Below are 24,067 nucleotides of genomic sequence, written 5' to 3' on the forward strand. Positions count from 1 at the left end.
TTTAACTTAAGTGCTGCCTTATAGCGTTAAAAGCATAATCTGCTCCTGCCATAACTTCAGTTTCACAATTATTGTCTATTGTATAGGTGGTAAATTTTTCAAGAAATTTTTTCCAGTGACTTCCGGTCGTATTACCATACCCTGCAAAGTACGATGCTCCGTTTTCTTCAGTATGACCTAAAGTATTATTTATGTTTTTATAAATAACTCTCCCGCCAAGTGTAGATCCCTCTATTACATACATAACACCAGCCGCAAACCCAGGGGTTGCATTGAAACCGGTACTTGTTAAAGGTGCTTTACTTTCAGGGAGTTTAGCACCTAGTTTTTGTATATCATTTTCCAGGTAATGACTTTTCCTTCTTTCTCCAAGATCTTCAAAAATATGTTCTATAAGTGGGTATATATTTTCTTCGGTATCTTTTATTACGTTGTACATAAGTGTAAGATAAGTTATGTACTCTTGGTTAGAAACGTCAGGCTTTATTATGCTTTTAGAAACAGGAAGTTCTTCAAGCGCGGTGTGTGATTGCGCTGTTGCATTTCTTAGCTTTTGTAAAAAAGCCTGACTTTCCGATGTGCTATTATTCATTCTTTAATCTAATAATTATATACAAAGTTAGCTCTGTCAGCAATAAAGCTGTTCCAGTTTATTTTTAATGTATGTTCAATAGATTTTTTTAGTTGGTCGAATAAGCCCGTTTTAGGTAAATAGTAGCTTGCTCCCATATCCCAACTTTTCTGTATTGTCCTTTCATCGCTTGATGTAGAAAATATAACTACAGGAATATTTTTATAATTATCTGATTCCTTCATTTTTTTTAATACATCAAACCCGTTTAGACCGGGCATATTTAAATCAAGGTAAACAACGTAGGGGGATGGTGGTGGGTTATCAAGTGCGTGTAATAACTCTTTCCCGTTACACTGTGTTACTACCGATAAATCACTGTTAATAAGGCTTACTATTTCTTTGAAAAACGCAATGTCTTCCTGGTCATCATCTGTATAAAATATAGTTACTCCTTCTTTCATGGTACCAGGTTTTTAGTTGTACATAAACAAATGTAACTAAAAAAGACTACAATGCCGGTGAGTTATAACAGAATACGTAAAATGTTATAAACATTGTGTATAATTTATGCTGTAATTTTACAAACAGTATTTACAAATTAACGAGGCTTACTATGACAATAATGAGAGCAGGTTTGTTTTTAATCTCCCTAGCAGGGTTCTGTGCTTCAGTTTACTTTTTATCTCAAGACCTGTTTGTTTTTAACTACCAAAGTATTAACAATATAATCTACATATTGCTGCTTGTAATCCTTTTATGTAACAGCTTGGTAGGGTTGTTTATGACGTTGCCCGACCTTAAGGAGATGCTCCGAAAGATAAAGACTACAGATGAAGATTCATTGAGTGGTAAAGTATAATAAAGCTTAAACGTTCAATATAAAGCTGTCTTTATTTAACCCATCAGTTACATATTGCCAGTTAACATTTATAACATTTGTTAGTGCCTTTTTCAAGGCATTAAAATCAGTTGGCTTGCATATATAAACATTTGCTCCCGACACAAAAGTATCCTCTATATCTCTCTCAGCAGAAGAGGTAGAGTAGATAGCTATAGTAAGATTTTTTAATCGGGGTATACCTCTTATTTCCTGTAAGCACTCTTTACCTGATTTCATTGGCATATTAAGGTCAAGAAACACTATATCAGGCAGAGGATTTTCTAAATTGTTAAGGTACTCCATTAGCAAAACACCGTTGTTAAACACCGATATTTTGTGCTTTACTTCTATATCTTCAAAAGCTTCTTTAAAAAATTGCCTGTCGTCTTCATCGTCATCGGCAAGCATTATATGCATTAAGCTTGGTTGCATTAGGTAGTTGTATTATTTATAGAGTCAGAGTACCTCTTTTGCTTCATAATTTTCTGAAAAGCGGTAGGGGTAACACCTGTTATGTTTTTAAATTGTTGTGATAAATATGCAACACTACTGTAATTCAGCATAAAAGAAATTTCAGTTAGTGATAAATTCTCTGTTAACAACAACTGTTTTACACGTTCTATTTTGTGTAAAATAATAAAGTTCTCTATTGATATAAATGTTACCTCCGAGAATACCTGAGAAAGTGTTCTGTAACTCTCATTCAGTTTTTCAGACAGGTAAGTAGATATTTTTAAAGATTGCATGCCTTTATCAGAATATACCATTTCTATAATAGCATTTTTAATCTTTTGAACTAATATACTTTTATGATTATCTACTATTTCAATACCAAATTGCCCCAAAGAGGCTATGAACTTTTGATAAGTTTCCATAGGAATATTCTCCCTGAACTTAACATATCCGGGTTCTGTAACCACACAGTTAATATTAAACTTATCAAGCTGCTGCTGCAAGAGAACCTTACACATTATATCAATGTTGTATTTAATGTAAAGTTCCATCCTTCATTTTACTTTTCTGTAGTAAAAGTAGTAAATTTATTTAACACCTGTTTAAACTTAAAAAAATTACTGTAAATCAAATTACTGTAATAAATATTAAATACTGGCACCCAAAACCTTATGTTTAGTATATATTTATGTTTTAAACTATTTAGAATAATTATTACCGCTATATTTACTGTATAAACACTATTATACGCTATGTTTTTATACCAAAACCCACCTGATGGCGGTATATTATATGCCGAAACAGATATGGAAAGTTTGTTTCCGGAGCCTGTAAATACTATAACTTCCTGCTTTTTTATTGCTATTGCCGTTTACTGGACATTTAAGTTGAAAGGAAAAATGAAACAACATATTTTTCTTTCTGTAGCCTTACTATTACTGTATATAGGGGGGATAGGCGGGACTATTTATCATGGATTAAGGCAATGGAGTTTTTTTATTATGATGGACTGGATGCCTATTATGTTACTATGCGTTGCCGCAGGAGTATATTTTTTAGCAAAGGTTACCAAATGGTATTATGCTGTTTTACTGATTTTATTGTATACAGCCTTTCAGTTTTATGCACGACAACAAATTATTTCGGGTGATAAGGATATACACCTCTTTATCAATATAAACTATGCTATACTGGCAGCTATAGTACTGTTTCCTGTACTGGCATACCTTATTTCAACTAAATTTATAAATGGTAAGTGGGTAGGTTTTGCTCTTATAGCCTTTGTACTGGCACTAACTTTTAGGGTTGTAGATAATCTGGAGTGGTTGAGTATAGGTACTCACTTTTTGTGGCATACATTTGGCGCAGTAGCTGCATTTTGTATGTTTCAGTATATTTATCTTATTAACAACACACAAAAAGCGACGTTATAACGTCGCTTTTTTATTTACTTTTTATTTATACTATTGCTTAACTCTTATAAAGTAGCTTAGCAAGTCTGCCATCTTTATTATATACGTCATCATAAAAGGCTACATTACCCTCTTCGTCAGCCCAAGCTGTAAAATAAGCAATATACACAGGTATTTTATCTTCAATAGTAAATATATTTTCACTTTTACTGTGCATTGCTTTGTCTACCTTTTCCTCACTCCAGTCTCCGTGCTTTTTAGTAATTGCAATAGCTAACTCGCGAGCTTTTTCTACACGTACACACCCATGGCTAAATGCTCTTTCTTCACGATTAAATAAACTTTTAGAAGGAGTATCATGTAAATAAATATTGTTAGAGTTAGGGAACATAAACTTAACTAAACCTAAAGAATTTCTGCCTCCCGGTTTTTGTCTTACCCTGTCGCCAACCCATTCCATATTTCTGTCAACTAAATAATTAGGATTTTTTTCAAGTCCCGGTAAAATTTCATTTTTAAGAATACTTTGTGGTACATTCCAATACGGGCTAAAAGCTATATAACTCATTTCGCCACTAAATACCACTGTTTTATTGAGTTTTTTTCCTACTACCACCCTTGAAGTAAGTTCACGCTTTCCATCCTGAAAATAATGTAACCTGAATGATGGTATGTTTACCGCTATATACTCACTATAAGTATCAACTTTTGGGGTAATCCATCGGCAGCGTTCCATATTTACTGATATAGTTTTAATACGCTCCTCAACAGGAATGTTTAGTTCCTTTACTAATTTAGGAGTTATAAGACTGTCTATATTATAGTTATGCCTTTTGTCATAAGTATTTACAGCCTCTATTAAATCATCATCATATATTTTTTTACCACTGTCTTTTTTAAGGTATCCCTCTTTATAAAGTCGGGTTCTTACTTGTGCTATAGCGGTGGCAGTATCTCCCGGCTTTAATGATTTTGCGTCTTCATTAAGGGTAATAGTGCCCCAACCCCCCGTACGTTTTATTTTACGGTATTTTTGTAATCCTTTTTTAAGGTTATAGTACTGCGAATAAAATTCTTTTTGGTCTTTAGTAATTAGTTTTGGGTCACGCATTAAAGTGTCAAGATAAGCAACATAAGATACTTTTTCCCGTGGGAGATACCAGCCTGTTTCTTTACTTTTTTCAGGGTCTACACCTTCATATACATTTTTAGTAAAATAAAAGTACATGGAGCTAATTAATAACTCTGATGTAATATCAGGCTTATTACTGTCCATACTGTAAAATAAATTATTAAACTCCTGCTGATAAGGTAGCTCCGAAGGTAAACCTTCTTCATCCAGTTGAGTTGAACGGTTGAACAGTACCCCTGCAAACTCTATAATTCCTTTTTTGTCATGCCATATATAGTGGTAATCATGTTTTTTGTATAACTCTTTTACCTGAGGTTCAAACTCTTTAAACTTCGCATATTTTTCAAAAAATGGATCTATAGCGGTGCTGTCAAGGGGGATAGTTTCTCCATCGTGATTATGTACATCTTCTGAGGTTAAATTTTCAGGGTCACTTTTATCTTTCTTACAGGATGAGGTAGCAATAGCCAGTAAACCGCATAGTAATATTATAGATAACTTCAATTTTTTCATAGCAACATTTTCTTTTTTTCAAAGTAAGAAAAAATTTATGTTATAAGTTGTCGAGACAGGCCGTTTTTAACCAAAAATTGGGATTAAAGCTTATGTAACAAATGATACTGATAAAGGCAATTAATTTTCTTTGTTTTGCAATTAAAATTGAAAACATGGAAGCAATACTTCAACCGTGGCCTTGGTATGTTTCAGGGCTTTTAATAACAGCCGTTATGGCTATATTACTTTTTTTAGGGCGTAATTTTGGTATGTCTGCAAACCTTCGCACTATGTGCTCTGTATTTGGAGCAGGTAAAAGCTGCGACTTCTTTTCTTTTGACTGGAAAGCACAACGCTGGAATTTACTGGTAGTGCTGGGATCAGTAATAGGTGGATTTTTAGCAGCACATTACCTTTCGGCAGATAATTCTCCTGATATTAATAGCGATGTTGTTACGCAGTTAAACAGTTTAGGCTTTGCAAGCGCAGGAGAAACTTATTTACCTATAGAACTTTTTGGTAATGCTGTTTTTTCCTCCCCTAAAGGACTACTACTACTATTATTAGCAGGAGGAATTTTAGTAGGCTTTGGTTCTCGTTATGCAGGCGGGTGTACATCAGGTCACGCAATATCAGGTCTTACCAATTTGCAATTACCTTCTTTAATAGCAATTATAGGCTTTTTTGTAGGCGGGCTTATTATGGTTCATTTATTATTCCCTTTATTATTTTAAAAACAGATGAAAAATTTAGCATATATAATTACAGGTTTACTACTGGGTGTAGTATTATACAAATCAGAAGCGGCATCGTGGTTCAGAATTTACGAAATGTTTCAGTTTAAATCATTTCACATGTACGGTATTATTGGTACAGCCGTAGTTAGCGGAGTTATTTTAACAGCAATAATTAAAAAGTTTAGGCTAAAAGATGTTTCAGGGAACCCTATATTATTTGCGCCAAAAAATAAAAGCTTTGCCCGTTATTTTATTGGCGGAACGTTTTTTGGCTTAGGCTGGGCATTAGCAGGAGCATGCCCGGGACCTATGTTTGTATTGGCAGGAGCAGGGTATATGCCAATGCTTGTAGTAATATTGGGGGCTGTACTGGGCACTTGGTTTTATGGACTTTTAAAAGATAAATTGCCACATTAATATTATATTAGCCAAAACATTGTTTTTATGGAAGAATTTATACAGGAAGCCTATTCCGGTATTTTTGAAAAAGAACTGGTTAAAGAAATAGCTGAAACAGCAGCTTTAATAGACTTTGAAGAAGGTGATAGACTTATAGAAATTAACGACTATATCCGTTCCATGCCTTTACTTTTAAATGGTGCCATAAAAATAATGAGAGAAGACCCTGATGAAGGAGAATTGCTTTTATACTTTTTAGAAAAAGGAGATACCTGTGCCATGACCTTGGCTTGCTGCATGGGGCAAACCCGAAGTGCTATAAGAGCCATAGCGGAAAATAAAGGAAGTGTAGTGATGATACCCGTTACTAAAATGGAAGAATGGCTGGGTAAATATAAAAGTTGGCGTAACTACGTTTTTGAAAGCTATAACAAGCGACTAGGCGAAATGCTTAGCGCAATAGACAACCTTGCTTTTATGCACATGGATGACAGGCTTTTAAACTATCTTAAAGAAAAAGCAAAGGTTAACAATACCACAGTAATAAGCAGCACCCATCAGGAAATAGCCTATGCGCTTAATACATCGCGAGTGGTAGTGTCCAGGCTTTTAAAGGCATTTGAAAATGACGGTAAGATAAAACTCAACAGAAATAACATAGAAATAATAGCTATAGATTAATTAGCCCTTAATGTAACTTTTGTTACTGCCCAAATACTAAGCAAGCAATAAATTAGCCCTAAAATCAGAAATGGAGATACATCAGCTTATCGGATATATTTTAGCAGTACTTGTAGGGCTTTCTTTAGGGCTTATTGGTAGTGGAGGTTCAATACTTACAGTACCTATATTGGTTTATATAATGGCAATAGATCCCGTTATTGCTACAGGTTACTCGCTTTTTGTAGTTGGTTCATCAGCTATGGTAGGCGGTGTGCGTAATGCATTAAAGCATAATGTGGATTTTAAAACCGCAGCCACGTTTGGTTTGCCATCGCTTGTAGCGGCATACCTAACCAGAGCTTATATAATACCCGCAATTCCTCATACTTTATATGAAACAGAGGGCTTTGCCGTAACAAAACCATTAGTAATGATGGTATTGTTTGCTGTGGTAATGCTTATCGCTTCTTTACGAATGATAAAATCATCAAAACGTAATAAAACAGTTCAAAAAGAAATAAAACCATCTTTATCGCAGCTATTACTATCGGGAGTATTTACAGGATTACTTGCCGGAGCGGTAGGAGCAGGTGGTGGTTTTATAATTATTCCCGCATTGATATTTCTTGCAGGCTTACCTATGAAAAAGGCAGTTGGTACTTCTTTAATAATCATAGCTATACAATCCATGGCAGGTTTTATGGGAGATATAGGTAGTAACCCTATAGACTGGTCTTTCCTTTTATTATTTTCACTGGCTTCTGTAATCGGTATATTTATAGGTATGTACCTTGCTAAAAAAATACCGGCCGAAAAGCTAAAATCACTTTTTGGCTGGTTCGTGCTTATTATGGGAGTATATATTCTTTCAAAAGAACTTTTCTTTTAAGGGCAGTACTGCCTGCTACATGACAAAAGTCATTTCTAAAATTAGCGCTGTTTTCTTTATTTGTAGTATGTAAAGTTCTGTAACTTTTGTTACTGCACAGGCTTTCAGAACAGTATATTTTTACATTACAAATTTAAAAAACTTAAAAAATGAAAGTAGAACAAATTTATACAGGATGTCTTGCCCATGCGGCATATTATATTGAAAACAACGGAGAAGCTGCAATTTTTGATCCGCTTCGTGAAGTACAACCTTATATTGACAGAGCAAATAAAGACAATGCTAAAATTAAGTACGTTTTTGAAACACACTTTCATGCCGATTTTGTGAGCGGTCACCTTGATCTGAAAGCCAAAACAGGTGCTCAAATTGTTTTTGGTCCTACTGCAAAACCGGGATATGATGCTATAGTAGCTGAGGACGGTCAGGTATTCGAAGTAGGGAACTACAAAGTAAAAGTATTGCATACTCCGGGGCATACTATGGAAAGTACTACTTACTTATTAATAGATGAAAACGATAAAGAACACGGTATTATAACAGGAGATACTTTATTTATAGGCGATGTAGGAAGGCCTGATCTTGCCCAACATGTAATTGCCGACCTTACGGAAGAAAAATTGGCAAGACACTTATTCCACTCATTACGTAATAAAATAATGCCTTTATCGGATGATTTAATAGTATATCCTAACCATGGTGCAGGTAGTGCTTGCGGTAAAATGATGAGTAAGGAAACTACTGATACACTGGGTAACCAAAAGAAAACAAACTATGCCCTTCGTGCTGATATGACAGAGGAAGAGTTTGTAAAAGAATTATTAACAGGACTTACAACGCCTCCGGGGTATTTCCCTAAAAATGTATTGATGAACATTCAGGGGTATGAGAGTTTAGACAATGTAATGGAAAAAGCTAAAACGCCTTTAAGCCCTGAAGAATTTGAAATGACTGCCAATGCTACACGAGCATTAGTCTTGGATACGCGTAACCCTGAAGATTTTGCAAAAGGCTTTATTCCAAACAGTATAAATATTGGATTAGATGGCAGTTTTGCTATGTGGATAGGTGAAATGATAAAAGATATTAATCAGGAGATACTTTTAGTTACCTATGCAGGTAAAGAAGAAGAAGCTATGATTCGCTTGTCACGTGTAGGGTATGACAATACTATAGGTTACCTGAAAGGCGGTTTTGAGGCATGGAAAGCAGCAGGAAAAGAAATTGATACTACAGCAAGAATAAGTGCACAGGAATTTGCAAATAAATACAATAAAGATACTTTGGTAGTTGATGTAAGAAAGAAAAGTGAGTTTGACTCAGAACATGTGGTTGATGCGGTTAATATTCCTTTGAACAGTATATACAGTAACCTGTCTGAAATACCAAAAGATAAATCTTTTGTATTGCATTGTGCTGGCGGGTACAGAAGTATGATAGCATCATCTATATTAAAACAACTGGGGTATGATAATTTTGTGGATGTAGAAGGAGGTTTTAAAGAAATAGCTTCTACTGATATACCAAAAACAGATTATGTTTGCCCAACTACATTACTGTAATAATTAACAAAACTTTTAGAAAAAAGTCCTTTTATCGATAATGAAAAGGGCTTTTTCTTTTGTATTTTTATCCAAACTGATTTAATATGGAGAGTTTTAATAAAATAATAAATGGCGAAAAACCTGTATTGGTTGATTTTTTTGCTACATGGTGCGGACCATGTAAAATGATGAGCCCTATATTAAAGGAAGTAAAACAAAACTTGGGCGAAAGGGTGACAATACTTAAAGTTGATGTAGATAAAAACCAAGAGTTAATGGCACATCCTGATTATCAGGTTAGGGGAGTACCTACATTAATGTTATTTCAAAAAGGAGAAATACTCTGGAAACAATCAGGAGTTGTCTCTAAAGATGAAATTATAAGCCAGGTTTCAAGCTATATTTAAAAAAGAAAAAGCACTCTGTTACAGAGTGCTTTTATATTCTATTAAACTATTTAGTTTATAAAGGTTCTTGCTGACTTAAACAATGGAAACTACCAAGTCCCCATATTATGTCAGTAGAATCAATACCAATTACTTCACGGTCTTTAAAGCATGATTGTAATATTTCAAGAGCTTTTTTATCGTTTACTTTATCTCTAAAAGTAGGTACAATCACACACTTGTTAGCAATATAAAAATTAGCGTATGATGCCGGTAAACGTTGCCCGTCATATTCCACAGGCTTCGGCATAGGTAGTTCCACTATTTTTAACGGAGTGCCATCCTGTAACTTCATGTTTTGCAATAGCTCTAGGTTTTCCTGTAATATCTCGTAGTTGTCGTCTTCCTTATTATCTTCTACTACAGTTATTACGGTATCTTCGTTTACAAAACGGGTAATATCATCAATATGCCCGTCAGTATCGTCGCCAATTATACCATCACCCAACCATAGTATATGCTCAACACCATAAAACTCTTTAAGGTATTCTTCTATTTGCTCTTTACTTAAGTGCGGGTTTCGGTTTTTGTTAAGCAGGCAGGCTGTAGTAGTCATTAACGTTCCTTTGCCGTTAAACTCCACACTACCACCTTCCATTACAATTTCAGGGTGAAATACTTTCAGCCCTAATGCATCACCTATTTTGGTAGGGATGACATCATCAAGGTCATACGGAGGATATTTATCACCCCATGCGTTATAACCCCAGTCCACTATAGCCTTTTCCTTTGTTTCCTTATTTACTATAAATGCAGGTCCGTGGTCGCGGCACCAGGCATCGTTAGTAGGGTGGAAGTAAAAAGTAACATTTTCAGGTTTGCTATTGGCAATATAACGAGCGTATTGCTCAATTTGCCCTTTAGCAAACTGTTTCATGCTTTCATCAGCTACGTTTATACATACCTGTTGGTCGCGTGAAACATATAAAATAAACTCGCAATACGGTTTGTATATTGTTTCTATTTTACCCGGCCATGATTCTTCCTTATGCGGCCATGACAGCCAAAGCACACGCTGTGGAGCAAACTCGGCAGGAAAATGAAAACCTAATTGCTTAGGGGTTGGTTGTTCGATGTCCGATGACTGAAGTTGATTATTATTTTTGTTCATTCTATGTTTTTATTTTAGCGAATTTCTGAGAGCAGCCGTTTTATTCATTAAAATGAATGCTTCAGAATAAAGTGATTCAAAAACTTCTTCGCTAATATAATTTCTTCTTTTTGCTTTAAACAGACAGCAAACTACTTCTGCTATAGAGCGGATTGAATAGGTTAGAAATTTTCTAAATTCAGGGTTTGTGTTACCTGTAGCCCCTTCCGAAATATTTAATGCGATACTATCTACAGCCCGATTAATCTGACTTTGTAAATTATACAATTCTTTAGACGGAAACCTTATTGATATTTCATGAATCTTTTCGCCAAAATCCATTGCTAAATTCCAAACTTGAAGTTTTTCAAATTTAAATTTTTTAATTTCCATTTATATACGCGTTGGATTAAACTTCGGACATCGGACTCCTAACATCAAACATTAATCCTCGTCTATATAACGTTTTGTAATCGGCTGGTAACTGTCAATTCTTCTGTCACGAAGAAAAGGCCAGTGCGTACGGTAATAATCCGTTTGTTTAGTATCAATTTCCACTACAGTAGTTTCTTCCTCCTCATGAGAGGCAAGATACATTAATTTACCGTGTGGGTTGGCCACAAAACTACCTCCCCAAAACTTCATTGCACCGTTCTGTTCATAACCTACACGGTTTACACTTACTACATGTACACCATTGGCAACCGCATGCGAACGCTGAATGGTTTGCCATGCGCCATATTGTTCTTCATTAGTTTCATCGTCCTGCGTACTTGCCCAACCGATAGCGGTAGGATAAAATAAAATTTCAGCCCCCATAAGCGATGTTATGCGGCTTGCTTCAGGATACCACTGATCCCAGCAGATAAGCACCCCGATTTTAGCATATTTAGTTTGGAATACTTTATACCCCAAGTCGCCCGGAGTAAAGTAAAACTTTTCGTAAAATGCAGGGTCATCCGGTATATGCATTTTGCGGTATTTGCCTAAGTAAGTACCGTCAGCATCAATTACTGCTGTTGTATTGTGGTATAATCCTTCTGTTCTTTTTTCAAATAATGAAGCAATAATTACAACGTTAAGTTCCTTTGCTACTTCTGATAATGCTTCTGTAGAAGGTCCCGGAATAGATTCCGCCAAGTTGAAGTTTTCATAATCTTCTACATCACAAAAATATAACGATGTAAAAAGTTCTTGCAGGCATATTACCTGTGCGCCTTTTTCGGCAGCGTTGCGTACTTCTTTTATTGCTTTTTCAAGGTTCTGCTGTTTGTCTTGCACGCAAGACATTTGCACTAAACCTACTTTTACTTTTGCCATAGCAAATATTTAAAGTTAAAGAGTCAAAATTAAATAAAATCTTTGATTTTTTTAGCAGTAATACTGTTAGTGTTTTACTAAAGTAAAAACTGCTTTTTTTAAGGGATGAGGTACAGGAATATACCAAAGAAATGTAACACGCTGCCACCTAACACAAATACATGCCATATAGCGTGATTATAAGGTATCTTTTCTTTTGCATAAAAGTATATCCCGAAAGTATAACACAAACCACCACCTAATAGGTAGAGCAGTGCACCTGTTTCCATATTTGCCAGTAATGGCTTTATGGCTATAATAATAAGCCAACCCATTAGGGCATATAGTGATAGTGAGAGTTTTTCTGACCTTCGTAAAGGAGAGAACTTAAAAATAAAACCTACTAGTGCAAATGCCCATACTAAACCGAATATAACCCAACCCCATGTACCTTTTAAGCCTAATAAGGCAATAGGGGTATAGGTACCTGCAATTAGTACATAAATGCTTAAATGGTCTATTAAGCGGAAAAGTCGTTTCCATTTTAATTTTACCATGGCATGATATATAGTTGATGCAGAATATAATAGTACTAAGCTTATACCAAAAACCAGTGAAGCAGCAAGATGTGTAGCAGTACCTCTGTATATAGAGTATACTATCATTATGACTAATGCAGCTACTGATAGTATAGCACCTGTTCCATGGGTAAGTACATTAAAAAATTCTTCACGTTTTCTGTTCTTTTTGGGCATGCTTTATTAATTTTTACTAAAGTTACAAATAACTTAGTAAACTTGTTTTTAATGATTGTTTAAATTTATGCAAAACCTATACCATTTATATGCTTCTTTAAAAAAATGGTTACAAACTGTTTTGTTATTCGTCACTACTGTAAACCAACAAGATATACCAAAATGACAAATACTGTGAGCAGACGAAAAACACTGATTGTTTTTATACTAACTATAATTGCAGGTTATATTCTTTTTATACTTCCTGATGTTTTTTTCGGTGTAACAAAAATAAATGGGGGAAAGCAGGGTATTAACCTTATGTATATTGCAATATTTCAGTTTGTAACAGTTACAAGCTTACTTTGGCTATCGCTGAAGAAATTAAAAAGAAACTTTAAGTATATAGGCTTAAAGTTTAAAAAAGTTCCCGGTGATTTAACCATAGGTTTATTAGCAGGCTTAACATGGACAGCAGTACAGTTTATATTTTTAATACCAAATACAGGTGGCGCTGCCAGAGAAGACATATCAGGAATGCTTGATATGATGGGCGATAATCTTACAGGGATGCTTTTTTATATTGTACTTGGGGTTTTGGGTGGAGGAGTAACTGAAGAATTATTTAACAGAGGTTATTTCATTATAATTTTGAGGGATGTGTTTAAAAATGAAAAGACAGGTACTTTTGTAGCCGCATTTCTTTCTATACTTTTATTCGCCTTAGGACACCTGCCTACCAATATTATCAGTTGGGTAGATATTTTGGTGCCTACGCTTATTTATACTTCACTTTTCCTTTACACTAAAAGACTGATAGCTCCTATTGCAGCGCATGCTGTTTATAATTTACTAGCTATAATTTTGGTTTATTTTATGTATGGGCAATAATGGCTAGCTTTGTAAAAAAAGCCAGGTTATGCGATATAAAAACCTAAAAAGAGCAAATTTTAAAGTAAGTGAATTATCATTTGGCTGTATGTCATTAAAAAGTGACGTGACAGAAAATGACAAATTAATAAATAAAGCGATAGATTCAGATATTAATCTTTTTGATACAGCAGATTTGTATGAAGGTGGTGAGAATGAAAGACTGCTGGGGAACGCATTAAAAGGTAAACGAAATGATATTTTAATAGCTACTAAAGTAGGTAACCGTATGCACGAAGATGGCAGCGGTTGGGATTGGTGCCCTGAGAAAGAGTATATACTTAGCGCTGTTGATAAGAGTTTGCAACGTTTACAAACAGATTATATTGATTTATACTTACTACATGGCGGTACTATAAATGACCCTACAGATGAGGTTATAGAGGCTTTTGAAAGGTTATTAGAACAAGGTAAGATAAGAGCTTACGGAATATCATCTATACGTCCGAATGTAATAAGAGAATATATAGAAAAGTCTAATATAGCTGCTGTTATGACACAGTACAGCCTTTTAGACAGAAGACCGGAAGAGGAAACTCTAAGGTTATTAGAATCTAATGAAATAGGTGTATTGGCAAGGGGCACAGTTGCCGGCGGTTTACTGGCAGGCAAACCGGCAAAAGAATATTTAGGCATACCCGCTGATGAGATAGCCAAAATTGTAAATGCTATACAAAGTACATTGCCTGAACGCTCTGTTAATGAAAAAGCTATGCGTTATGTAATGGATAATACCGCTATAACTACTGCTGTAGCAGGGATAAGGACGGAACAGCAACTACTTGATGCTATAGCAGCAGAAAAATCTACTTCTTTAACAGCAGTAGAGTTACAACAATTAAAAAGTATTTGGAAAGGTACAATATACCAAAACCACAGATAGCTTGCAAACTATAAAAATGGCTCTGTAAGTTGGTATTTATGCGAAAAAAGTACAAGTCCCACTTTTGATTTTATATTAAAACGCTCAAACAAAGCAGCACGATATGCTTCTATTGATTTTATGGAAAGCCCCATTATATCAGCCATTTGTTCGTAAGTGTATTCTTTTTCGTTGCATACCAGTTTTAAAAATTCAACCTCTCTGTCGGTAAGGTTTATTTTTCTGTTTTGTTTGTTCTTACTGGCAGTATGAGCTTTTACTCTGCTTATTATTTCAGTAACGTTTTTATAGCCTATCTGAATAATATTTTCAATAGTGGTTTTAAGTTCTTGTGCAGTACAGTTTTTGTGCAGTACACCTCTTGCTCCGTAATAATAGGCTTCGTTAATTATTTCTTCTTTAGAGTGTTGAGTTAAAAGTAATACTTTAAATTCATCATTCTCCTTAAGTAGTTTTTCAAGTGTTTCAATACCATTTATGCCGGGCATAGAGTAGTCTAATATAAACAGGGTTGGAGTATCTTTTAGTGGTAAAGCGTTTAACAACAGCTCTCCATTATCAAATTCATAAGCAATATTATAATCACCTATTTTTTCTAATAGCTCTTTTAAACCCTGCCGTACAATTTTGTGATCGTCTACTAAGCAAATGGTAGTGTTTTTCATTTTTTCGTAATTTTTTTAAGTTGGTTGGTTTTTTGTAAGTGTTATAGTTGTTCCCTGCCCGGGGGTAGAATTTATATCTATTTCATATCCAATTATTTCTGCACGATTAGTAATACTGTGAAGCCCTAATGAACTACTGCTATTTTTAACATCACCGTAATTAAACCCTTTACCATTATCATTAACAGAAAGCGTAAAGCTAGGTTCTGTTTCTATATTTATTTTTATTTCGCTTGCTTCTGCATGTTTTAAACAGTTATTTATAATCTCCTGAAAAATTCTGTAAACAACTATTTTTTCGTTAGTACTGAACTCTTTTGATTTATCGCCATTACATTGATAACTAATATGTATTACGCCACTTTTATTTATACGCTTTGATTCTGTTTCAATAGCTTTTAAAAGGTCTTGCTGTAATAGTAATTGGTTATTTAAAGAATGACTTATACCTCTAATAGAGTCTGATAGGTTATGTGCAGATTGGGATAAGGGTATTAGTAACTCTTCCAGTTCAGGATGATCTAATTTATAGTTTTCGATTAAAAAATTAATGAAAGTAAGTTGCTGCCCAGCATCATCATGCAAATCCTGAGAAATATTATTTAAAACCTGTTCTTGGGTTTCTACAATACTTGATGTTAACTCTTTTTGGAAGTCAATATCCTTTTGATATATAAGTTTAGTATAGTTTTTTACTTTATGAATATATAGCTTTACTAACAAGAAGCAAAAGAATATAAGCAAGCTCGCAAAAAGCAAAACAATTATGATACCTATAGCAACATTATCACGCATTTTTTAATTTTTTTTCACGATAAATATAAATACTTACCATTATGTAATAAACTAAATTTATAAATAAAGCTATTATATCATATAGAGTATATTTCCAAACAATGATTTTATTTCCAATTATATTGTCTTTAAATGCAAAATAAAATGTAAAACCAAAGTAAAATAAAACTGGAGAAAATATGAGTATATATGTGTTTGAAAAAAAGTATTGAAAGTTCTCTCTTTTTAATTGGAAGAAGCTTTCGTATAAAAAGATAATTATATACACAAAAGCTCCTATTACGAATGTATAAGTATTAAAATTTTTTGCGCCCTCAAAAAAAATGACATTTGCGAGGGCAAAGCCACAAAAAGCATAGAATAAAACTTTAAATATAGTTTTAAAATATACTACAGATTTCAGTATTAGCAGCCAGAGCATGATTGAAAAACCAAAACTTAGGGTAGCACATAAATTTATAGACTTATTATTAAAGACAAAAATTGTGTTTATGGTTTCTGTTACAATAGCTATTGTAAGAATAGCCAGAGTATATAAATGAATTCTGTTTTTTTTCGGTTTTAATACGCTAACAGCATATAGAAATGCAAAAAGAACAACTATTTTAGTTGGTTTTCGTATTAAATAAAGTAAAAAGTCATTCATTCTAGTTATGGCTCCAAAAAGTCATTAAAATAATATTGTTAACTATTGTGGGTTATCAGCAACGTCATAATATTTAAGGCTGTTGTTAGAGTCAGTTATGCATATAAATATCTTGTTGCCATCTTTAGCAAAGTTTACAACACTGGTGTCATTTAGACCGTTAAATTTTTTTAGGCTTCTTAAAAATGCTAAGGAGTAACAGCATACAGAAGATGTGTTTACATCAAACTGATTTAAGAGTGTGAGTACAATACGGTCTTTAGGATCTGGCTTTTCAGGATATAGCTCTATCATTAAATATTTTTCGTAGCTATTATTATCAAAATGCCCCCCATTTTGATTGATAAAGTCTTTAATCTCCTTAAGATACACAGTAACATAATTAGGATTAGCAGGCATATCTCCCTGAGATATTAAGTGAGCATTTTGTATATGTTCTGTAGACTCTTCGCAATCTATATGGTTACAGTTAGCTTTTAGCCATGCAGCCTTTATTGCGTTATTACCATCGTTTAAAATTTTATAAATATCAATATAAAGTTTAGTTGGAGTGCTATGACATATAAGGCTTTGGTTAGCTATTTCCCAATTTGTGTCTACTAAACTTCGGTTTATTACTATTCCGTTTGTAAAACTCATTTTTTAAATCCTTTTTAGTTATTAATGGTTACATAACAAAGTTATTTTTTTTCCCCTATGGTTCAATAGGGGAAACACTATTTTATTAACAGTGTTTTAACTATTCGTAAGGAAATACAAAATGTTGATATACAGTTTATAGAAGAGTAATAAAATTTAGTCTACTAAATTTTCGATACTAACGTAGTCATTTTTAAGAGCATAAATAATAAGACCTACCATATTTTTACATTCGGTTTTTCTTAATAAATTATTTCTGTGTCCTTCTATCGTTCTGGCACTTAAGCAAAGTTTATCAGCAATTTCGTTTCCGCTGTACTGCTTACAAATAAGTTTTAAAACCTGAATTTCTCTCTTGGTAAGTTTATCACAATCAAAACGACTTTTAGCTTTTTTGTGACGGGCAATAATGTTCTCCTGTATTATTTTCATAACATGTTCATTATAAAAATATCCTTTTTTATCTACCTCATATATAGTGTTTAGTAGCTCTTTAGGGGTAGCATTTTTCATAACATATGATATTGCCCCAACATCAATCATATTAGCTATAAATGACTTGGTATTATAACTGGTAAGTGCTATTATTTTAATATCAGGAAACTCATCCCGTATAATTTTTGTAGCTTCTACACCATTAACATTAGGCATTTTAATATCCATAACAATAACGTCAGGAATACTACCTTCCCTTAATTTTGTAATAAGTTCTTCACCATCTTCCGCTTCAAAAAGAATTTCAATATCATCTTCGCGGTTTAATAAAAAATAAATACCTCGCCTAAATAGTGCCTCATCATCAGCCAGTGCTATTTTTATTTTCCTGTTCATACACATTTAAAATTGAAAAGGGTAGTAGTACCTTTACCAATAGCCGAAGTGGTGGTAATGCTACCATCCAGAAAAAATATTCGACTTTCAATATTTTGCATACCCAACCCTTTTTTGGTTTTAACATTTTTAATATCAAATCCTTTTCCGTTGTCAGAGTATGTACAGGCAACTAGATCATCCCCCCAAAATGATATCTGTATATTAGTTGCATGTCCATGACGTATAGAGTTATTAATTAACTCTTGTATAATCCTGAACACGTGTAACTGTTTTGTGCTATCCAGCCCTTTAAAGTTACACTTACTTTCAAATTCAACAGTAACTGTTTTACTGCTGTTATATTCTAAACATAATTCCTCTAGTGCCGCATTAAGTCCAAACTTTTCTAATACCGGCGGCAGTAAATCATGTGCAATTTTCCTTGAATTTTCTAAAGCCTTATTTACAAGGCTTGTTATATTATTAGTTATTTCGGTTACTTCATCATTATTAAGCCCTTCTGTTGTAAGTAAGTGGCTGTTTAAAGCCACAACATTTAATTTAGAACTTATATCATCATGCAAATCTCTTGCAATACGCATTCTTTCCTCTTCCTGTACCAGTAAAGTAGCTTGTAACAGTTCTTTTTGGTGGAGGAGTTCCATATCTTTTTTTTCAAGCTCCTTTTTTATTACTTTCTTTTTAGAGAAATAAAAAAACAGTAATAATATAGTACCCATAAAGAGCATTAAAAATATACCTGACAGTATTATTGTTGCTGTCGATATGCTCCCGGATAATATTTGGCTTTCCATTCCCATAAAATTAACAATTGATAAACAATAAACAAAACAGCGTTAATATTCCAGATGTATACGTTTGTTTTATCGTTAAACGAAGCAATATGAGAAGCAGAAACAAAAATTAAACAACTACTCATTATATATAAAAAAGCACCTGTAACAATATATGTAAATGGCAACTTGTTGGAAATATTTTCATATAGGTAATACACTGAGTAGATGATTATAAGGCAACTGGTTATTAAGAAACCTAAAGAGTTGAAGTTATAATACAACATAGGTGTTATACTATATTGAACAGCTAATAATGCGACAATAATAAGCCCGATATACTTTATAAAAATTGCAATTTTTTTATTTATATCTTTAAAAGCATAGTAGAAAAACGTGCTTAATAGAATAAATTGAAACCACAAAAAGTAGTTAGACAAGAAGTGATTATTTTTCCCCTGAAATGCATAAAGCTCCATGAAAAAATGTATAATAAAAACAGTTATAATATAAGCAGTAAAAGCTTTATAGGCTTTACTTTGTTTAGTAAAGCCTATAATGTAAACTATAACATTAATAAATAAAATTCCGAAGCCTGTATAAGACAATACTTCCAGTATATTATTCATGTATTACACATTGTTTAGCGCGCTTGACATATCGCAAAACGGCGGGCATGGTCTTGTAAAGTCATATATAAGCCCTTTGTTGGTAATGCTTGCAGGAGTCATGTCAACATAAGTATCTGTTTTTTCATCATATTTAGTTCCTACAATCATTAGCTTTTCTTCATTGTTTTCATCAACACCAAGATATGCTCTAACAGCATCAACACCCTCTTCCAAAAGTTGTGTTATATCATCTTTAGGTATTAAAAAAGCATGTACTTCGTGGTGTGCGTTGTAAGTCCCTTCTTCTTTTCTCCACTTTTTCGCCCATGTTTGAGCCGTTTCCAGACTAATTGTGTTTGTGTTTTTTTCCATAATAAATATTAATTAGTAATTATTTTTTAAGTTGAAAATTAGATAGTTAACGTGTCTGGGCGTAAATAAAAAATAAAATTCCTGTTTTATGTATTAAATCCGTTCACAATATAAATATTTAATAGGTTTTTACTGTAAAAAATTACAGTATTTTCTCTTTAAATTATTCTAATTACTGGTAAACAGTTGGTTATAAAAGTAAGTAAATATACCTGAAAAAAAAAGAGGTGTTTATACGCTTATGCAGCCATAACAAAAAATGTAAGTTAGTAACAAATTTACTAAGGTAAATAACGTCCAACTAAAAACTACTAAATTATGTTTCCACTTTTAAAAGCGTTCCAGCCGCCGGGAGAGACAAACCAGAACGGTATTGTAGACGGCAAAGTAAAGTATTTAATTCCTTCATCTATGGTTGATACTCCTGTAATGGACTATCAAAAATGGTTAAACGAATCAGGAGAAAAACTGGCAGACCTGTCCAATGTTTCCAAAGATGAAAAAATAGCCATAATAGGTGCAGGCATGAGCGGGCTTATAATAGGATTTGAACTATTAAGAGCAGGCTTTACTAACTTTAAAATATATGAGGCTACCGACAGAGTAGGCGGTAGATTTTACTCTCATAAATTTCCTAACGACGATAATAATTTTGCCGAACTTGGAGCAATGCGTTTTCCGCCTTCGGAAAATTGTTTGTATTGGTATATAAAGTACCTACAGGAACATCCGGACAAGTATCCAAACAAAATAGAATTAAGCCCTGATTTTCCGGACCCGGGTTTAGTGCCAACCCTTGTGCTGTATAATGGTATACAATATAATATAATGCCTGGGCAGCAACTTCCGGAAGTATTCAGGGATATAAACGAAAGCTGGAATGGATTTGTAAACACTAAAGAGCCTATATACCTGCCAAACGGTATTCAGTTAGACCCACCAGCGCGAATTACAGAATGGTTAAATATTGATAATCCTGATACATATAACCCTATAAAAGCACAAAACGCATGGCAGGGTTATGTAAACTATTTTAAAGATAAATCTTTTATAGAAGGGATAATAGATATTTTCTGCCAACCAAATGCTCCCAAAACTTATAACACGATAACTGAAGAGTGGGGAGGAAGATACCAATGGAAATACCCTGAAGATATTGAAAAGTTTGGTACTATAGGTACAGGTATTGGGGGACAGTACCCGTTATTCACTATCAGCTTTATATGCTTATTGCGCTTTACAATAAATAAACTGGAAGAAAACCATGCACTTATAGTAACCGGTACAGACTCAGTAGCAGATGCCTTGGCAGATTTTGATTTTAATGGTAAAAAGGTTCGTGATTTTATAGAGCTAAATACACCTATAAACCAAATAATGCCACAGCAAGGTGGTGAAAAGGTGACACTTAAAAATGCACAGGGTAACGATGTGGAAAGCGATATAAACCACTTGGTAATGGCTACTACACACCGTTCCGCCGAAATTTCAATGCATATAGATTCACTATGGGGTTCTAAAGATAAACAACAGGCTGAAGATTTAATAGCTATGGAGAAAAGACAGGCGGTAACAAACCTGCATATAGCGCAATCCAGTAAATTTTTCCTAAAAGTAAAACCATGGTGGCAAGAAGATGAAAACAGAGTAAGGTGTATAACTACTGATACTGCTATGGCAAACTTCTATACTTTAGACTATAATCCTGAAGACGCCGAAGCAGTATGTTTATTAAACTATGTATGGGAAGATTTTTCTGAAAAATCAGAAGCCTTGGGAGAATTAAATCAACGATACCAAAGGTTCCTGTCAGACCTTAAAGCACTTGATGATATAGATTATATACTGGATGTAATGCCTGCAAACGTTACGGAAGATAATGCTGTAATGATAGACTGGCAATTGCAGCGTTACTATAACGGAGCATTTGCCTTAACACAAGCTACTCAGGAAAATTATTTAAGCGAGTTGTATTACAACTTTATGAATATGAGTAATAAAAATGTAGCTAAAATATATTTTGCCGGAGACAGCTATTCCTGGGTAGGCGGATGGGTAGAAGGTGCCCTGCAAACAGGACTTAACTCTTTTACAGCTATAGTAAATAGTATGAAAGGAGCTACACTTACCAGCAAGCAAGCTAACCCAATGAATAATATGAATCCAAAATCTATAGTATATGATAATCCAAGCTCTATAGGTAAGGTAATGTCATTTGGTCCCTATGGAGGTTCATCAGTACATACTAACTATTTTCAGGAAAGCATAGATCTATCAGATACATTTATAGTATACTCTGATGATGAATGTATAAGAGGAGTAGAAGTAAACGGAAACCTACATGGTAGTAAAGGTAGAGATGCTAAAACAGTTAACCTTAAAGAACCTATAAGTGTATGTGAGGTTTACATTATAGAATCACGAATATATAATAATGCAGTAGTTAGAGGCTTTAGGATAAATGATACGCTATATGGATTAGAACCAAAAGAAGATAACCTGAGATACAGCATTCCGTTTAGTAATCCTGTTCGTATAACTTCAGTAATGGGACTAACAGGAGATGTAGTAGACAGAATGGGATTCTCTTTCGAAACATTAGAGAATTCTACACAACCTGAAACAATGGAAAAAATGAGTAAATCTCATCTCTTAAAAAGTAATGGAGTTGCACTATTAATGCTGCTGTCTTTTATGCTGTTTTCTTTAGTTTCTTGTAAAGAAGATAAAAAAGATGACAACAACAATCCTCCTGCGGGTACAGAAAACACTACTACTAAAATAATGCCGCAGGAGTTTCCTGATGATTTAGGAATAGCAGATTTTAGTTTTCCCGAAGATTCGACTAAAATTTACACTTGGTTAAAAAATCAGGATACTACAAGCATAGCTAAACATGCTTGGGGGATATGGGCCGGACTTACTACTAAAACCGGACAGGTATATAGGGGTGATTCCCTTTATACCTTTGAAACCTGGTTGGGAGTAAAAGAACTAGCAGAAATGTCTGCTTTGGGGAGCAGGCAAGGAGGTTGCGCCCAAGTAAAAAATGGGCGCACTCCTTTAAACATTCCTAACCAGTTTGTACATGCGCAGCTATTAGCGGGTAATGCAGTAATTGATACTACATTTAATGTTTTCGAAACAGTATCATACAACCCCGGCGCTGCATGCTTTGCTACACAAAACCTTATTTTTAATAAATCAGAGTTAGATAAGTACCAGCCTGCAAAAGGAAAAATAGGACGTATACCACCGTTTCCTGTAAATGCTATAACTACAAAGCCTACTTATTATGCAGGAAAACCTGATGAAAACGGGTTAATAAGAGTACCCACATGGCCGGGTACACCAAACCCTGCAAAAAAGTTTAAATATGATGTATGGAAAACTTATGTGTATGCAGATATTAATAATAGTCAACCGGCAAATAAAAAATTGGTACCTGTAACTACTGATAGCCCAACAGAAGAACAAATTAAAGCGGCTACTTGTAACGTAAATGATTTCCTTAATTATAAGCTGGATAAAGCTGCTGCCATTTACCTGAACCAACATCAGGATAAAGGAAGTCATGATTTTAAAGAAGGAGACCTCATTTTACTTGTAGGAATGCATGTGGCTACAAAAGAGATAAGTAACTGGACATGGCAAACCTATTTTTGGAGCTATAACCCTGATAATCCGTTTTTACCAAGCTCTAAATTTTATGCCGATTTAAGACCTGCTGAAATAAAAGGAGCAGCAGCAAACTATTCAGTATCTGCATCCTATGCTATGGTTTGGCCTAACCAGCCAATAAACGGAGGCACTAATAAAGGTGCAGAATCAATAATAGCATTTAATCCTTACCTTGAAGCAGGTTTCGGTCCTGATGTTTTTAATGGTATGGGCACAAATCAGTTAAACCCAAAATTTGAATATGGAGTGCAAACCAATTGTATGACTTGCCATGCCCTTGCTGTAGTTTCAGGTGGGCATTATTCTACAGATCAATATATTAGTATGGATGATATGCAGCTTTTTTCTGATAAAGTACAACTTGATTTTGCATGGTCTATTCAAGGTAATATAAATGAAAATAAATAAGCATCATTCATTTTTTTAACCTAATAATAGAGTACTATATAAAAAAACAGGTAAAATTACCTGTTTTTTTATAGCATCATTTA

The 24,067-nt window shown here is 34.0% G+C and carries 27 protein-coding genes; 11 read left to right on the forward strand and 16 right to left on the reverse strand.

Features of this window, described 5'->3' with window-relative positions; genetic code table 11:
• Position 1 precedes the first annotated feature (1 nt).
• Together IEW45_RS11160 and IEW45_RS11165 are read right to left on the reverse strand one after the other, a co-directional pair.
• Positions 2-592 (reverse strand): biliverdin-producing heme oxygenase, encoded by a 591-nt coding sequence (locus tag IEW45_RS11160; RefSeq protein WP_188621331.1) that lies wholly within the window; start codon positions 590-592, stop codon positions 2-4.
• Between the two features lie 8 nt (positions 593-600).
• Positions 601-1,035 carry a response regulator gene (locus IEW45_RS11165; RefSeq protein WP_188621332.1) on the reverse strand — a complete coding sequence of 145 codons (435 nt, stop codon included), beginning with the start codon at positions 1,033-1,035 and terminating at the stop codon, positions 601-603.
• Between the two features lie 152 nt (positions 1,036-1,187).
• On the opposite strand from IEW45_RS11165, the gene IEW45_RS11170 reads away from it, so the two are divergent.
• Entirely contained in the window at positions 1,188-1,433 is a 246-nt protein-coding gene (locus IEW45_RS11170; RefSeq protein ID WP_188621333.1) for a hypothetical protein, read from the forward strand.
• Positions 1,434-1,439: 6 nt separating this feature from the next.
• Here the strand turns inward: IEW45_RS11170 and IEW45_RS11175 are convergent, their stop codons facing one another.
• Both IEW45_RS11175 and IEW45_RS11180 read right to left on the reverse strand, forming a co-directional pair.
• Complete coding sequence (locus IEW45_RS11175) at positions 1,440-1,886, reverse strand: response regulator (protein WP_188621334.1); 447 nt, start codon at positions 1,884-1,886, stop codon at positions 1,440-1,442.
• Positions 1,886-2,458, reverse strand: a complete 573-nt coding sequence (locus IEW45_RS11180; protein WP_188621335.1) for a helix-turn-helix domain-containing protein — start codon at positions 2,456-2,458, stop codon at positions 1,886-1,888. The genes IEW45_RS11175 and IEW45_RS11180 overlap by 1 nt, the downstream gene beginning before the upstream one ends.
• A 201-nt stretch (positions 2,459-2,659) precedes the next feature.
• Here IEW45_RS11180 and IEW45_RS11185 point away from each other — a divergent pair, with 201 nt between their 5' ends.
• A complete protein-coding gene (locus tag IEW45_RS11185) occupies positions 2,660-3,340 on the forward strand; it encodes a hypothetical protein (protein WP_188621336.1) in 681 nt (226 codons plus the stop codon).
• Positions 3,341-3,377: 37 nt separating this feature from the next.
• Here IEW45_RS11185 and IEW45_RS11190 read toward each other — a convergent pair whose 3' ends face one another.
• Positions 3,378-4,964 (reverse strand): L,D-transpeptidase family protein, encoded by a 1,587-nt coding sequence (locus IEW45_RS11190; RefSeq protein ID WP_188621337.1) that lies wholly within the window; start codon positions 4,962-4,964, stop codon positions 3,378-3,380.
• A 155-nt stretch (positions 4,965-5,119) separates the two neighbouring features.
• Here IEW45_RS11190 and IEW45_RS11195 point away from each other — a divergent pair, with 155 nt between their 5' ends.
• The 6 genes from IEW45_RS11195 to trxA all read left to right on the forward strand — a co-directional run bounded on the left by IEW45_RS11195 (position 5,120) and on the right by trxA (position 9,585).
• Positions 5,120-5,680 (forward strand): YeeE/YedE family protein, encoded by a 561-nt coding sequence (locus tag IEW45_RS11195; protein ID WP_188621338.1) that lies wholly within the window; start codon positions 5,120-5,122, stop codon positions 5,678-5,680.
• A gap of 6 nt (positions 5,681-5,686) precedes the next feature.
• Entirely contained in the window at positions 5,687-6,100 is a 414-nt protein-coding gene (locus tag IEW45_RS11200; protein WP_188621339.1) for a DUF6691 family protein, read from the forward strand.
• 27 nt (positions 6,101-6,127) lie between these two features.
• Positions 6,128-6,763 (forward strand): Crp/Fnr family transcriptional regulator, encoded by a 636-nt coding sequence (locus tag IEW45_RS11205; RefSeq protein WP_188621340.1) that lies wholly within the window; start codon positions 6,128-6,130, stop codon positions 6,761-6,763.
• 70 nt (positions 6,764-6,833) lie between these two features.
• A complete protein-coding gene (locus IEW45_RS11210; protein WP_188621341.1) occupies positions 6,834-7,634 on the forward strand; it encodes a sulfite exporter TauE/SafE family protein in 801 nt (266 codons plus the stop codon).
• 149 nt (positions 7,635-7,783) lie between these two features.
• On the forward strand, positions 7,784-9,196 hold the full coding sequence (locus tag IEW45_RS11215; protein ID WP_188621342.1) for an MBL fold metallo-hydrolase: 1,413 nt from the start codon (positions 7,784-7,786) through the stop codon (positions 9,194-9,196).
• A gap of 86 nt (positions 9,197-9,282) precedes the next feature.
• Positions 9,283-9,585, forward strand: coding sequence for a thioredoxin (gene trxA, locus IEW45_RS11220; protein ID WP_188621343.1), 303 nt, complete (start codon positions 9,283-9,285; stop codon positions 9,583-9,585).
• Positions 9,586-9,640: 55 nt separating this feature from the next.
• Here the strand turns inward: trxA and IEW45_RS11225 are convergent, their stop codons facing one another.
• The 4 genes from IEW45_RS11225 to trhA form a co-directional block, all read right to left on the reverse strand.
• A complete protein-coding gene (locus IEW45_RS11225; RefSeq protein WP_188621344.1) occupies positions 9,641-10,735 on the reverse strand; it encodes an agmatine deiminase family protein in 1,095 nt (364 codons plus the stop codon).
• A 9-nt stretch (positions 10,736-10,744) separates the two neighbouring features.
• Positions 10,745-11,107, reverse strand: coding sequence for a four helix bundle protein (locus IEW45_RS11230; RefSeq protein WP_188621345.1), 363 nt, complete (start codon positions 11,105-11,107; stop codon positions 10,745-10,747).
• A gap of 51 nt (positions 11,108-11,158) precedes the next feature.
• The gene (locus tag IEW45_RS11235; protein ID WP_188621346.1) at positions 11,159-12,034 is read right to left on the reverse strand and encodes a carbon-nitrogen hydrolase; all 876 of its coding nucleotides are present in this window, start codon (positions 12,032-12,034) and stop codon (positions 11,159-11,161) included.
• A gap of 98 nt (positions 12,035-12,132) precedes the next feature.
• Positions 12,133-12,768 (reverse strand): PAQR family membrane homeostasis protein TrhA, encoded by a 636-nt coding sequence (trhA, locus tag IEW45_RS11240; RefSeq protein ID WP_188621347.1) that lies wholly within the window; start codon positions 12,766-12,768, stop codon positions 12,133-12,135.
• Between the two features lie 162 nt (positions 12,769-12,930).
• Here trhA and IEW45_RS11245 point away from each other — a divergent pair, with 162 nt between their 5' ends.
• Both IEW45_RS11245 and IEW45_RS11250 read left to right on the forward strand, forming a co-directional pair.
• Complete coding sequence (locus IEW45_RS11245; protein WP_188621348.1) at positions 12,931-13,638, forward strand: CPBP family intramembrane glutamic endopeptidase; 708 nt, start codon at positions 12,931-12,933, stop codon at positions 13,636-13,638.
• A 28-nt stretch (positions 13,639-13,666) separates the two neighbouring features.
• Positions 13,667-14,560 carry an aldo/keto reductase gene (locus IEW45_RS11250; protein ID WP_188621349.1) on the forward strand — a complete coding sequence of 298 codons (894 nt, stop codon included), beginning with the start codon at positions 13,667-13,669 and terminating at the stop codon, positions 14,558-14,560.
• A gap of 8 nt (positions 14,561-14,568) precedes the next feature.
• On the opposite strand, the gene IEW45_RS11255 is transcribed toward IEW45_RS11250, so the two are convergent.
• From IEW45_RS11255 to IEW45_RS11285, 7 genes are all read right to left on the reverse strand, one after another.
• Entirely contained in the window at positions 14,569-15,225 is a 657-nt protein-coding gene (locus IEW45_RS11255) for a response regulator transcription factor (protein ID WP_188621350.1), read from the reverse strand.
• A gap of 15 nt (positions 15,226-15,240) precedes the next feature.
• Positions 15,241-16,020 carry a sensor histidine kinase gene (locus IEW45_RS11260; RefSeq protein ID WP_188621351.1) on the reverse strand — a complete coding sequence of 260 codons (780 nt, stop codon included), beginning with the start codon at positions 16,018-16,020 and terminating at the stop codon, positions 15,241-15,243.
• 688 nt (positions 16,021-16,708) lie between these two features.
• The gene (locus IEW45_RS11265) at positions 16,709-17,305 is read right to left on the reverse strand and encodes a hypothetical protein (protein ID WP_188621352.1); all 597 of its coding nucleotides are present in this window, start codon (positions 17,303-17,305) and stop codon (positions 16,709-16,711) included.
• 156 nt (positions 17,306-17,461) lie between these two features.
• Positions 17,462-18,136 carry a response regulator transcription factor gene (locus tag IEW45_RS11270; protein WP_188621353.1) on the reverse strand — a complete coding sequence of 225 codons (675 nt, stop codon included), beginning with the start codon at positions 18,134-18,136 and terminating at the stop codon, positions 17,462-17,464.
• Positions 18,133-18,933: a sensor histidine kinase gene (locus IEW45_RS11275; RefSeq protein ID WP_188621354.1), complete on the reverse strand. Its 801-nt coding sequence runs from the start codon at positions 18,931-18,933 to the stop codon at positions 18,133-18,135. Before IEW45_RS11275 ends, IEW45_RS11270 begins: the two co-directional genes overlap by 4 nt.
• Positions 18,888-19,541: a hypothetical protein gene (locus IEW45_RS11280; RefSeq protein WP_188621355.1), complete on the reverse strand. Its 654-nt coding sequence runs from the start codon at positions 19,539-19,541 to the stop codon at positions 18,888-18,890. Before IEW45_RS11280 ends, IEW45_RS11275 begins: the two co-directional genes overlap by 46 nt.
• Positions 19,542-19,544: 3 nt before the next feature.
• The gene (locus IEW45_RS11285) at positions 19,545-19,895 is read right to left on the reverse strand and encodes a hypothetical protein (RefSeq protein ID WP_188621356.1); all 351 of its coding nucleotides are present in this window, start codon (positions 19,893-19,895) and stop codon (positions 19,545-19,547) included.
• A gap of 318 nt (positions 19,896-20,213) precedes the next feature.
• On the opposite strand from IEW45_RS11285, the gene IEW45_RS11290 reads away from it, so the two are divergent.
• Positions 20,214-23,984, forward strand: a complete 3,771-nt coding sequence (locus IEW45_RS11290; protein ID WP_188621357.1) for an NAD(P)/FAD-dependent oxidoreductase — start codon at positions 20,214-20,216, stop codon at positions 23,982-23,984.
• The last annotated feature ends 83 nt before the right edge of the window (positions 23,985-24,067 follow it).

This window comes from Flavobacterium suaedae, from assembly GCF_014642915.1.
In the GTDB taxonomy this organism is placed as follows: Bacteria; Bacteroidota; Bacteroidia; order Flavobacteriales; family Flavobacteriaceae; genus Flavobacterium; species Flavobacterium suaedae.